The sequence below is a fragment of the Stenotrophomonas sp. Steno-C18 genome (genome assembly GCF_056393195.1).
The window spans coordinates 17,770-31,096 of the sequence record NZ_JBWJOX010000013.1; the positions used below are offsets into that span (position 1 = coordinate 17,770).

6 protein-coding genes are annotated in these 13,327 nt (G+C 57.8%); 5 read left to right on the top strand and 1 reads right to left on the bottom strand.

Features of this window, described 5'->3' with window-relative positions:
- Positions 1–31 precede the first annotated feature (31 nt).
- From AC06FE_RS18790 to AC06FE_RS18810, 5 genes are all read left to right on the top strand, one after another.
- Positions 32–1,261, top strand: a complete 1,230-nt coding sequence (locus tag AC06FE_RS18790) for a Druantia anti-phage system protein DruA (protein ID WP_478073916.1) — start codon at positions 32–34, stop codon at positions 1,259–1,261.
- Positions 1,262–1,263: 2 nt separating this feature from the next.
- On the top strand, positions 1,264–4,050 hold the full coding sequence (locus AC06FE_RS18795) for a hypothetical protein (protein WP_478073917.1): 2,787 nt from the start codon (positions 1,264–1,266) through the stop codon (positions 4,048–4,050).
- A complete protein-coding gene (locus AC06FE_RS18800; protein ID WP_478073918.1) occupies positions 4,035–5,129 on the top strand; it encodes a hypothetical protein in 1,095 nt (364 codons plus the stop codon). Before AC06FE_RS18795 ends, AC06FE_RS18800 begins: the two co-directional genes overlap by 16 nt.
- Positions 5,129–10,657, top strand: a complete 5,529-nt coding sequence (locus AC06FE_RS18805) for a DEAD/DEAH box helicase (RefSeq protein WP_478073919.1) — start codon at positions 5,129–5,131, stop codon at positions 10,655–10,657. The genes AC06FE_RS18800 and AC06FE_RS18805 overlap by 1 nt, the downstream gene beginning before the upstream one ends.
- Positions 10,658–10,906: 249 nt before the next feature.
- Positions 10,907–11,233, top strand: coding sequence for a DUF1016 N-terminal domain-containing protein (locus tag AC06FE_RS18810; protein WP_478073920.1), 327 nt, complete (start codon positions 10,907–10,909; stop codon positions 11,231–11,233).
- 404 nt (positions 11,234–11,637) lie between these two features.
- Here AC06FE_RS18810 and AC06FE_RS18815 read toward each other — a convergent pair whose 3' ends face one another.
- Positions 11,638–13,077, bottom strand: coding sequence for a tyrosine-type recombinase/integrase (locus AC06FE_RS18815; protein ID WP_478073921.1), 1,440 nt, complete (start codon positions 13,075–13,077; stop codon positions 11,638–11,640).
- Between the last annotated feature and the right edge of the window lie 250 nt (positions 13,078–13,327).

Below are 13,327 nucleotides of genomic sequence, written 5' to 3' on the forward strand. Positions count from 1 at the left end.
GGGACTAGAACAGGGATATTGGGGAAGGGCCGTGGCAAAAAAGATCTCGAAAGGCAAAGTCATCAGCATTCTGACGAGGGAGGCTGTCCTCAAGCGTAAGGTCAGGCGGCATCTGAAGCGGGTCGGGTTCCAGCGCGATGAGAACGGCGTCCTGCATCTACCCGCCGACAGCAAGGAGGCCATCCGCACAGCGCATCAGATGCAGCGGACGGAGCGCTCGGCCAAGCAGAAAGATTTTCTCAAGACGAAGTTCCCGAAACTTTCACAATACTTTGCCATCGGAGCGGAGATCGAACCAGTCGCGGTCAAGCCTCGCCTGGAGCGGATAGCCAGCAATACCTGGCAGGCCGAGCTGTTCAAGTTGGCCTCCCTTACTTGGTCGGTGCCTGTCTCCCCAGGATTTGGCCGACGCTTGCGGTATCTCGTCTGGGATGATGGCCACGATCGGTTGATGGGCATCCTCGCTATCGGAGACCCCGTCTTCAACTTGCGGTCCCGCGACGAATACATCGGCTGGACCGGCGAGCAACGCGGCACCCAGTTGGTGCACACGATGGATGCTTATGTGCTGGGGGCTGTGCCGCCATACAACCAGCTGCTGGGCGGCAAGGTGGTGGCTGCTCTGCTTCGAACCCAAGAGATCTACGACGACTTTCTGGCCGCTTATGGTGCCCGCAAAGGCGTGATCTCCAAGAAGGTCAATCAGGCCCGTCTGGCAGCCATCACCACGACATCCTCCATGGGCCGATCATCGGTTTATAACCGGTTGAAGCTGGGTAGCACCTTCTACCTCAGGCCGATTGGGTACTCGAGCGGATACGGACACTTCCACATCCCGGACAAACTATTTCAGGACCTACGCGAGTACCTACGAGAGAAGAAGCATGCCTATGCCGACGAGCATGCCTTCGGCAAGGGTCCCAACTGGAAGATGCGCGTGACCCGAACTGCGCTCGAACTGATCGGCATGCGCTCCAATCTGATGATGCATGGGGTCAAGCGCGAAGTGTTCGTCTGCGAAATGGCACGCAATAGCATCAAGTTCCTGAAGGAGGAGGAAGCTACCCTCGATATTAGCGACCTGAAGTCAGTCGAAGAAGTAGGCGCCCTGGCTTGCACGCGATGGTTGATACCTCGCGCCGCTCGTAAGACCGAATTCCGGGAGTGGACCAAGCAGAATCTGGTCGATTTAGTGTCGCAATCTTCGGGGGTGCGCGTATCGATTAGCGAGCCGAAGAAGAGGAAGAGGACACAACGCTAGACATGCAACTCAATACTCTCCAACGAACGCTTGAAAGCCGATTTGAGCAGTTGTCCGGAGAGCGTGCGACGGGCCGGCGCATATTCGCGCTGGAGCACGATGTAGAGATCGATATGCAGGCGCTAACGACTGAGCTATCGAAGCAGCTCCGATATGGGAAGCCCGATGCCAGGTATTGGTTAGTCTGGGTCGTATTCGCCACCGAAGTTGGCTATAGCTACGCGGGCGCTGAATACTGGCAAACGTTCGGAGACCGCCTACCTGCGTGGAAGCAGTACGCGGACAACAATCGAAATCGAAGCCAGATAAGGGTGTGGTTCCGGCAGTTCGCACTCAAGTATCGCGGTGTTCGGCCCGCAGGTACTTGGGCCCAACAGTTTTCGATCATTGCCTGGCCTATCACTCATGCGGTTCTTCCGCAGGACTTGCAGTGCCACTTCGCCAAGTCGTTGCACACACATCGATATCGGCTAGCGGCTGAAAACGATCCGATTAGCATCGGCAGAATTATTCATGCGCATTCGTCGCTAACCTCGTCCCGCTTCCGTGAGTTCAGCGAGCAAGAAGAATTGGTTGGGCGAATTGCCTTGGCCTTGCTGGGCGTCGAGTCGGACGAGCCACCTCTTTCACCTGCCACCACCAAGCGCATAGCGGACGACCTGGAGCGCACACAAGCTGCCAAGGATTTTCTGCGAGAAGCCCGTGATGTTCGTCGAATACGGGGTGTCAGCAGGAAACCGCAGGCGGCACGGGGTCCGCAACACCCTCCTTCGCCCCGATTCAATCTCACGCCCACCTTGCTCCTGAGCAAAGAGCATGACGCCTGGCGAGTGGGGGTGTTAATCCCTTCATTGGCGCCGCTTGCCTCCGAAATCTCGGAAGTAAGACAGTTTCTGAAAGCCACCAAAGTCCAACTGCAGGGGGGCGCTGGAACTTGGCAACCTGCTCAAGTTCTGACTCGGCCAACTAAGCTGCACATGCTGCAGCAATGGCCCAACGACGGGGTCGTGCTGAAGTTCAAAGATCCCTATCCAGTCCTCGAGCACTTGTTGAATCAAGATGGGATCCTGTGCAAAGGGCCCATGTGGGTGTGCAAGATCGGCGCTGACGGACTGGCCAGGCAAGTGCGGCAGAGCCTGGTTCGTGCAGGGAACGAATACATCATCTTGGCCAGCGCCGGGTATTCTTTTCCGCGCAGCTCAATGCTTAAGCCGATTGATGTTAATTGCGCAGGAATGGTGGGCGTCAGGCTTGGCCTGCCGGGGCACGTACCCGCCGACACCCGCCACGTCCTGAGTACTTTGGGTCTACGGCTCGCGACGAATGTCAGGGTGTGGCCAGCGGGAGTTCCCGCAATTTCTTGGGATGGCGACGGTCACAGCGAATGGCTGACCACCGATAAGCCTTGCTTTGGCATCGAAGTGGATCACGATGTGGATGCCGTGGAAGTCGTACTAAACGGCATCGCACGGCTGGCCATCCTGCGAAATGGAGTCAAAGGCCCGTCCTGGCTGCAACTGCCGAACTTGCCATCTGGCCAGCACACGCTGACCGTAGAAGTGAAGGCCAGTGCAAAGGGTCAGGCGGTCCGAAGTGGAACATGTGGCCAAGTGCTGTTGGAAGTGCGTGACCCGCTGGGCATGGAAGAGACCTTCAATCAACGTGGCGGTTTGATGGCGATCCCATCGCCGGTCGACGCGACACTGGAGGATCTGGAGCAGGGCCGTTTGACGCTGGACCTGTTTGGTCCGCGTGCCCGGGAGGTCAAAGTCAGGCTGGAGATGCCTGGATCCGAAGACATCGACGTGGGGGTCGGCAGGTTCGATCTTCCCGTGACCCTCAGTGACGTATACGCGAAGCTGAAGAGTGAGGCCCAGGAACTACTCGGCGTTAGTTCAACGAGCCAGTTGATTGTGGACGCTGAAGAAATCGGATCGTTTGTGCTCCCCCTAGAGCGCGTCAGCCGGGCCGTACGTTGGCTGCCGAAACGGTCGAAGCAGTCCATCTGCCTGCGGCTAATCGACGAGGCAGGCCTAGGCGAGCATGCCATCTGCCAGATGGCTCCATTGGACGCGCCCAGTGTCCCGGAGTTGCTCAATTACGAGAGTTGTCTGGATGGCATTGAGGTCCAGCCGCCTGGCGGTCTCTATGTCGTTACGGGTAAGGGGCGAATGGATGCAGTGCTGGTAAGCCTGCCAACGCAGCAGCGCCTGAGCGGCCTTGCCAGCCTCAAGGGATTTGATACGAAGCTGGACGGGTTCGCCTCAACCGCCAGTGGCCTGAAAGATGACGTACAACTGCTGAAAATGTGGTCCAAAGCCCGCGTTGTCGGTCCATTGGGGTCGGTACGTCAGAAGAAGATGCTTCGCTCGATGGGAGATGCCCTGACTCGACTGGTATGCGGTGCCGCGTGGTCACAAGCTGAGGCCAGCTTCGAGAATTCAACTCGCAACAATGAGGCCATTGCGGATCTAGGCGATAGGACCACCGCCATTCCCGCACATCGCAGTTTTGCCGCAAAGTTGCGCATCTCGCATCAGGAGGTTGTTAACAAGTCGCCGGCCGAGGTAGTGGCGTGGTTGCTGCCGATCGCGAGCGCCTTTGGTGTATGTAGTGATAAACGCACTGTGGAGATGGCACTTCGCTACTTCACTGATCCGGCGGGATTCGCCGCGCAATCCTCTGACCTCACCAAAGAGGTAGGCGAGCTGGCTGCTCAAGGGGATCTTGTCCGAGGCATCCGGTACCTGCAAATACTGCAGGAGGGAAAGGTATGGGACTGGAGTTGAAGGCGTTGTCCCAATCAGACCTGCTTAGCGCCATGGCAAGGCAATTGGGGCTTCAGGACGCAGCATCCTCCGAGCGAGGCTTTTCTATCACCCTGATCGCGGCGATCTTGCGCCGGATCGCGGCGTCCAGTTCACCCTGTCCGCGGGACACGATTGTGGGTACAGCCTTAGAGGCCTTCGCCGGACTTGGAGATCCGGCAGAAATGAAAGTGCTCGTGCGCGATGTGCTTGACCGTCTGATCGTGACCGGAGACCTGCTGGAGTTGGGCGGGACATCGACACTGCCCTCCGTGGCCGCCGATGACTGGTTGTACTGCGCTCCGCCCGCCTTCCTTGCCTTAGAAGAGTCGATCCTGCTACTTGGTATCGACGCTGAAGACCAAGCCACGCTGCCGGCGTCCCTTCGAGAGCAGGTGCAATATCGACGTGAGCTACGTGTCCTGCCAAATGACGACATGGATGCGACGCGCGAGCAACTGCTCGATGCAGGGTATTACGAAGTTTCTAGAGCTGCCTGGACAAGGCTTCCTCAAGCGCAGACGGCAAGGAAGTTCTTGGATGCAGCCGTCCGACGCCTTGAGGAGTCTGGCGGGCAAGGACAGCTCGCAGGACTGAAAGTCGTGGGGTCTGCGAACAGTTCCCACAACTATGCTTCGCGCTGGACGGCCCCAGACGGAAAGTCAGGACACTTTGTGGGGCGCCGCCCGCAGGCCTTCGGGTCAGATCTTTGGGTGTTCGTCGAGTTGCAGGAGGGGCGCCCGATTCGTTTCCTCGATCTGCCATGGCGTGGCGGCAAGTTTCGGGGGTGCGACCATGGGTGGAGAATTCAGAGCGCACTCGACACGGTGTCGGGCAATCCACAAAGCTACCGTATCGCTTACCAAGACGGTGGTGTCGCAAGCTATGAGTTCTTCTCGCCGTTGCCTCTCTGGGCGGAACGGCAACTCAGGATTCATGGCGAAAAAGTGGCCACCAAGGGCACGCTGTTCGCATACGAACTAGAACGACAGGCCGATCATGGCATCGATGATCTGTTGCAGTCTTACATGTGGTTCAAGCAAGTCAATGAGGGGGAATAATGGCTTCCACAATTCAAGATTCAGTATCGGAGCTGCACACGGCGCTGTCGGAATACATCGAAGCGACGTATCACATAGGCAATCCCACCCTGGTCAAAGCGCGCCAGCGTCTGATGAACGAGCCCGGGAATATCCATCAGATTCCTTTTCTTGAGTCCACGCCAAGATATATCTCCGACCGTACCTTCAAGGAAATTACTGGACTGGCCCCGGCGGCAATTTCGCTTCTCGAATCTCTCGCAAAAAAGGGCAATGGCCATCAGGCGCTGCTCCATGACCCGCCTTACAAACACCAGGCAGATGCGATTGAAAAATCGATTGTGGAGGGTAAGAACCTCCTGATCATGACCGGCACCGGCTCGGGCAAGACCGAGTCGTTCTTGATGCCGCTCTTGGCCAAGCTGGCCATTGAAGCCAGTACGAAGCCGCAGTCCTTTGGAAACCGGGCCGTGCGTGCGCTGCTGCTCTATCCAATGAACGCCTTAGTGAACGACCAGTTGGGCCGACTTCGCTCAATGTTTAGCGATGCCCGCGTAACAGCAGCGTTCAAGGACTGGGCCGATCGCATTCCCCAGTTTGCGCGGTACACCAGCCGGACCCCGTATGCGGGCATACGCGACAAGAAGAAGGACGACTCCAGGCTGAAGTCTCTCGATGAGTTCTACGTCACCATCGAGCGTGAGGCCGCGGGAAGCGGAGCCGATGCACAACGCGCAAAGAATCTCTGGCAGCAACTGCATGCAAAAGGCAAGTGGCCGGCAAAACCAAGTGTGGCGCAGTGGTTAGGCAAACCGGGGTCGCCGTGGCAAAAGCGCGGTACGGACCAATTCGTGCGTGCGGTTACCCTCCCCGATGACAGTGAGCTGATTACGCGGCATGAAGTACAGCAGATGCCGCCAGATCTGCTGGTGACCAACTACTCGATGCTCGAGTACATGTTGATGCGCCCGATCGAGCGCTCAATCTTCGACGAGACGAAGGTTTGGCTGGAAGCGAACCCGGAAGAAAAGTTCCTGATCATTCTGGATGAGGCCCATCTCTATCGCGGCGCGGGCGGTGCCGAAGTGGGATTGCTGATTCGGCGTCTGACCGACCGGCTTGGTGTTTCATCCGACCGTATCCAGGCGATCTGCGCGACAGCGAGCTTCAAAAGCGCCTCTTATGCCCGGGAATTCGGCGCGCAACTGAGCGGGTGCTCGGCAGATACGTTCGTGCCAGTGACGGGCAAACACAAGAAAGGAGAACCGGCCGGCGCAGGAACCTCGGCCGATGCATTGGCGCTAGCCGGCGTCGATGTCGCAGCGTTGCAGCAAGCCGAATCGCCCGAGGAGCAGGGCGAACTGGTTGCCGAGTTCTTGAGCTACCGGAGCGTTGCAGCCTCGGGGAACGTCGATCAGGATCTATATGCCGCGCTAGAGAAGTTCGGCCCTCTTCAGCTCGTCGTCAATGAAACCATGGGGGCAGCAAAACCCTTGGCATCCTTGCCCGGGATGATATTCCAGGGTGTCGAGCCTGACCTGGCAGCCCGGGCATTCTCAAATCTGTTGACGTTGGGCAGTCGCGCTCGTGCAGCCGACGATACCGGTCTATTACCTTGCCGTGTGCATAGCTTCTTCCGTGGCCTGCCGGGTATCTGGGCCTGCACAGATCCGGACTGCACTGAGGTAAGTCCGCAGGAGAAGAACTCTTATTGCGGCAAGCTCTATAGCCAGCCGATCAAGCAATGCAAATGCGGGGCAACCTGCCTTGAGTTCTACACCTGCCGACACTGCGGCGCCCCTTACGCGCGCGCCTACACGGATAACGTCGAAGAGCCGACCTCGCTATGGCCAGAGCCAGGTGCCAACATCGAGTTGGAAGACGGCGAAGCGGGGCAATTGGAGGCGCTGGACCTTCTGCTTCAAGAGCCCATCGACGAAGGGACCACTGTTTCTGCCGACTACGATGTTGAGACCGGTCGACTGAATGGGTTCGACGCAGGTGCGCGATCCCGTCGCGTCTACCTCAGGCCGTTGGATGCCAAGGACCTTGCCGACGATGATGAAGGCGAGAATGGCTCTAAGGGACAGTTCATCCCTTGTGGCATTTGCCGCAATAAAGCGGGCGGTGGCAAATCTTCGGTTCAGGACCACATGACCAAGGGCGACCAACCCTTTCAAGCGCTCGTTGCGCGACAGATTCAAATTCAGCCACCGGGACCCAAGACGGACGACAACTTTGCGCCACTGCGGGGCCGCAAGGTCCTGGCGTTCTCTGACTCACGCCAGGTCGCAGCGCGATTGGCCCCTAACTTGCAGACGTACTCGATGCGCGATGCATTGAGGCCACTGCTGATCTGGGGTACGCGGCGCCTTCAGCAGTCGCCGGCGCTTGCAAAGCGAATTAGCCTTCAGGACTCGTATTTTGCGACCTTGCTGGCTGCCCGCTGCCTTTCGGTCAGGCTTCGGCCTGAGCTGAAGTCCGGCGAGTCTTTCGACGCCTACGCGAAGATGGGTAGCAAGATTAACGGCGGCGGCTCGATCGACGAGGATCTCTTGGGGGATTTGTACGAGGACTACCATGATCGCAAGGCCCCCATTTCAATGCTCGATGAGTTGGTCGGCGTGCTCGAGGACCGCTACATCGGCCTTGAAGCCCTAGCTCTGGGTTCGTTGACTGTGATGCCAAGAAAAAAGGCAGAGCTCCTAAGCAAGCTGCCAGACCTTCCTGGATTTGCTGTGACCGAGGGCGCCAAGCTCTCGCTGTTGGGACTCTGGCTGCGGTGTTGGCAGAAGAAGCACATCTGGTTTGGAGGTATGGATGATGACCTGTGGCAGCGCCAAGTCTACGGTCATTCCGGGAAGTTCAGGTTCATCGACAAAGTTCTGCAAGACAAAGGCAACAAAGCCATCTTTGCTCAACATTGGGTGCCGGCGTTGCTGGATGCATTCACCGAGTCCATGAACTCAACGTATCGCTTGCACGCGCAGAGGCTCTATCTCGACATGGGCGGAGAGTGGGTCCGTTGCTCGAACTGCGCGTCGGTCCATCGCCCAATGGAGAATTATCCGAAGTGCGTTGACTGTGGCAAGGAAACGATTGCGGCAATCGACCCCGGACAGGACGAAGCATTCGTCGCTCGCAAAGGCTACTACCGTCGCGCCACTCAGGCAGTACTGAAAGATGAGCCGGTTGTGCCCTTGGCCTTGATTGCTGCTGAGCATACCGCGCAACTCAATTCCTCAGACCAGGAAGACGCGTTCTCCAAGGCGGAGAGGAACGAACTGCTGTTCCAGGACATCAACATTGCTTGGAAGGAACAGAACGATTCGCCGGTCGCCATAGACATCCTATCGAGTACCACGACCATGGAGGTAGGTATCGATATTGGTGCGCTATCGGGCGTTGCCCTTCGCAACATGCCGCCGGGCCGTGCAAACTACCAGCAGCGCGCCGGTCGTGCGGGACGTCGTGGCAATGCCGTAGCCACTGTCGTGGCCTTTGGGAGTGTGGACAGTCACGATGAGCACTATTTCTCGCACCCAGATGAGATGATTTCTGGGGATGTCATCGATCCCATTTTGACGCTGGACAACCAGGACATTGCACGTCGTCATTTGCGAGCTTTTCTGTTGCAGTGCTACCACCAAGACCGTCTTCCAGAGTTCGATCCCTCCCAGTCACCGGATCTTTTCTCAGTCCTAGGCAAGGTGGGCAGCTTCAGGAGCGGCGCTGGTGTGCTCAATCGAGATGACTTTGAGAAGTGGTTGTTTGCCAATGAAGCCAAGCTCAAGGATCGCGCCGCCAAATGGTTGCCGGAACAGCTAACCGGCACCGGCATCAAGACGCTAACCGACGAGATGGTGGCGGATTGTCTGGCGGCAATCGACGATGCAATCGCTGGCGACTCAAAGCCTGAGTCGACAAAGCCAGTCTCCACGACAGGCCCATACTCGTTAGTGAAAGACACCGAAGACGATCCGGACGTCGAAGAAGAGAAGCCACCGCGACTGGATGGCGACAAGCTGCTCGATCGCCTCCTTTACGAAGGTGTTTTACCGCGGTACGCATTCCCGACAGATGTCGCGACTTTCCACATTTTCGATCGGGAGAAGTCGACCAAGTTCCGGCATAAGGATGCGTACTCGCCATCCCAGGGCCTGCCGGTGGCGCTGTCGCAGTATGCGCCGGGCAAACAGGTATGGGTGGGTGGAAAATGCTACGTTTCTGGCGCCATCTATTCACGTTCGGGCGAGGAAAGGCGTGCCGCTTGGGACAACCGGGAGCTGTATTACGAATGCTCGGTGTGTCGCTTTGCCGAGACCCGCAAGAGCGACGAGAACCCAAGCGGCCCGAGTAATTGCCCCGCGTGCGGAAGCGATGACACCTTCGAGTTCAAGGGTCCTTGGATGCGACCGGTGGGATTCGCGCACCCGGTGGATGTCCCTGAAGAAACCTCACCGGATCGGGTGCCGGAAGTCAGCTATGCGACTCGCGCCAAACTGACGACGAAGACTCCTGGCAAAGACAAGAAGTGGGTGATCGCCAACGCGAGGTTCGCAGGATTGCCTCAGCGCACTCATCTATTAGTCTCCAACGTCGGACCCAAGGGGAAGGGGTATCGCTATTGCGTTGGCTGCGGCCGCACCGAGGCGATGACTGAGCCAAACTCCGTGCTTACCGCTTCAGGTGGGCATCAGCGCCCCTATCCAACTGAGCCAGGGAAGGAGGCGTGTTCGACTCGCAACACCCAACTTAGCATCGTGCTTGGCGCCAGATTCGTCACGGACATCGCCCTGTTCTCTATACGTGTCGATGCACCCATGAACCTCAAGCCGGGTACCTACGCGAGCAGTATTGCCCTGCGTACGGTGAGCGAGGCTTTGGCCAGGGCGGCGACGGATTTGCTGGGCATTGAGCCTGGAGAGATCCTCGCCGAATACCGACCTGCCATGTCGGCAGACGCAAACTCTGCGCTATGTGCGGAAATTTTCCTCTACGACACGCTTCCGGGTGGCGCCGGCTTCTCGAGCGCCATTCCGGAGAGGGCTGAAGAACTCCTAGCGGAGGCCCGAAAAATATTGGTCGGTTGTCCGGCCAAGTGCGATTCTTCTTGCTATCGCTGCTTGCGAGCCTTCGGGAATCGCATCGAACATCGCTCACTCGATCGTCATGTGGGCATTGAGCTCATCGACTACCTGCTAACCGGTATCGTGCCGGAGGTCGAAGCGGAGCGCCTAGAGAAGTCGGCCGACCTGTTGTTCAAGGATCTTGCCAGACTTCATGGCGACAAGGAGCTTGTGTGCGAACGGAACGTCGAACTGATGGTCGCAGGCGTCAAGTACGTAGCTCCGATCCTGCTGAAATCGAAACACGGTACTGTGGTGGTCGGTCTTAGCAGTGCTCTGAAGGACGGATACGCGGCAGACCCAGACGTGCGGGCCCTGGGCGGACAGGACGATGTAATGGTGGTCGTCGTCAACGAGCTCCTAGTGCGGTCGAACTTACCAGTTGCAACGAAATCAGTTAACCAGCAGTTGGGGTTATGAGCAGGTTGCCGAGAATACTGCGATCTTTCACTCGAAGTTGAGCGCGTTACGCTATCCGCATGAGCAGAAAACCCGCCAAACAAACGTCATGTACGGCGCGGCCGCTTACCGGCTATGGCGACTGGCTGGCCAGCTTGAAGCGCCAGGTAGCGGTCGCACGCCAGCGTGCCGTGCTGGCCGCCAATGCCGAGATGGTCCGTTGTATTGGCAGATCGGACAAGAGCTGTTGCAGCGTCAGCAGTCCGCACAATGGGGCGACAAAGTGCTCGACCGGTTGGGCGGCGACTTGCGCGGGCGTTCCCAGAGATGAGGGGTTTTTCGGCGCGCAACCTGAAATACATGCGGTATTTCGCCGAGCATTGTCCCCAGCAGGCATTTGGGCAGCAGCCTGCTGCCCAATTCCCCTGGTTCCATATCGTCATCCTGCTGACCAAGCTGCGCACTCAGGAAGCCCGAGCGTGGTACGCGCAACAGGCCCTTGCCGGCGGGTGGTCGCGCAGTACCTTGGAGGCGAGCATCCGCGATCAGTTGCGGGCGCGCACTGGCAATGGGCTTCGCGTTAACCTTTCCGCTTAGGCGAGTGCTCCAAGTCCGCTTCCCCTGTCCGTGAAAAGGGTTGCCCCCGGCCCAGCTTTACGGCTTGCTAAAGGCCGCGCCCATCTTCCTTGCGTGAGCGGCGTCCGTCGCCGGTGCGCAGGCGTGCTGCCAGGAGCGGGAACAGATTGCCAAAGGCGGTGGGGTGGCGGTATCGCTTGGGATCCGGTGCCGCGTGTGGGCGATGCTTATGCCGACACTCATTGCAATGCCGACATGCCGCGACAACATTGGAGCCGTGTCGGCCGCCGTCCTGCCGGGCCACCAGGTGCCGCCTGCAGACGGGCGGCCTGGCGTAGGGTGAGGCTGTGCGCCGCAGCGAAGTCGGCGCGATCGGTCAGGAATCTCCTGATCTGCTGATCAGTTCCATCGGTACGTGTGGAACCTCAGCAAGAGATCGCGGAAGGCATCCGGGCTGCAGAGACATCGCACTTCAGCTGCTCGACGTAGTCTTTAAGACGGCCAATGATAAGAAGCGGCTGCTCCTGCGCGTGAATTGCGTCAAGTTCTGCGTCCAGAATACCTGTAAAGGAATCTAACGCCATTTGGATGCGCGTGATGTCGTAAGTCGCTCTAAAGTTGGCAACTTCATCGAACGCTAACTGTATGTAGCGTTCGAGGGAGTCCAGACTGGTATGTCCCGTCCACTCCGCGACCTTCCTCCTCAGCGACTCGCCATCGAGTAGCGCCTTTCTGAATTGGTCCGGATTCTCTATCGAGTGATGCTCGATAAGCGCAACAAAAAGCTTGGTAATGAATCGGTGCCTGAACATATGCGGGCATGCTTTCTGCGCTATGCCTGCCGCTACAGCCAGAAGGCGGACATCCTGAGTCACGGAATTGGGTTGAAATGCCCGGCCGGTTGTCTCGCTCACCAAGAGAAAGCCATGGTCCCCACCCTTGCTCAGTCGGCGGCGAACAATTGCGCGCCGATGGACCTCGACATACTGAAGAATGAACTTCAGATCAGCACGGCTAACAGGAACATATCGATACTCCAATCTATCGCCCCGCTTCTTTAGGGTCGGTATGTGGAGCATCGGATGATCCATGGCGGCAGCATTCAGAACACTGGTCGTGGTGATCAGCGCAATCTCGCCTCGTCTGGCACCCGTAACCTCCAGGAGCTTGATTGTTACGTGCCGCCGCGCACGAAGGTGAGGCGCTCCGCCACATTTTGAGACAGCCTTTCTGAGATCCTCAATATGAGCCGAGCTTATCGGGGCACGCTTCTTCTTTGGATCAGGGCTTGGCAAGGACGCGTGGTGCCAGTTGGAAACGGTCTTAGTGGATCTGCTGCCACGACCACCGGGAATCTTCTGTTCGTGCTTGCGCAAGCAGGCTCGTATACGACCTTCAGGACCGATCAAGCCAGGATCCGCGGATTGACGCGCGAAGGAATCCAGGAAAGAAAGACACGTGCGTCCGATCGCGATAACGCTATTTGCATCGCGGCGCTTGCTGCTCGGATCACGAAGTTTTGTCTCTTTGCAAAGCTCGGCAACAAATTCACTGAACTGGTTGTCCGTCAGATCGGAAAAGTCCGTGTTCCGCCACCAACAAAACCGAATCAAATGACTGAGATGAGACGCGGCGACAGCTAACGTTCCACCTCTGTTTCGCCGGGATAAACCCCTTTCAAAAAGTTCCCTCATATATGAGTTTGCGGGCGAACACCATCCGCCGTCTGGCCAGATCATCATCGGGACATTGTCTGCAGGTTGAGTGTGCAGGCGGCCGTCATGTCCGAGATAGCTAGGAAGCCGACAGGTTCGAGGAGTCAACGAGAAAAGCTGACGACTATGCATTGTCTCTTGCGCGATCACGCGAAGCCTCCAAGCTCACCACATTGGAAGATGGGGTCGATCTACGACATAAAGAAAAGGTCGCATCCAGTTCCCTCTGTTCTTTAGCGCACAGCGCTTGCACACTTGCGGTTGCCGTGGACGCGTAGTTCCGCGCCTGCACGCACCGCAAGTCGTAAGCCCGCTGCAGAACTGCCATGTCCTGCTTGAATAGAGAGAGTTCAGCTTCGAGTTCTTTCACGCGAGCCGATAGACCAACTTTGGTGCTCTT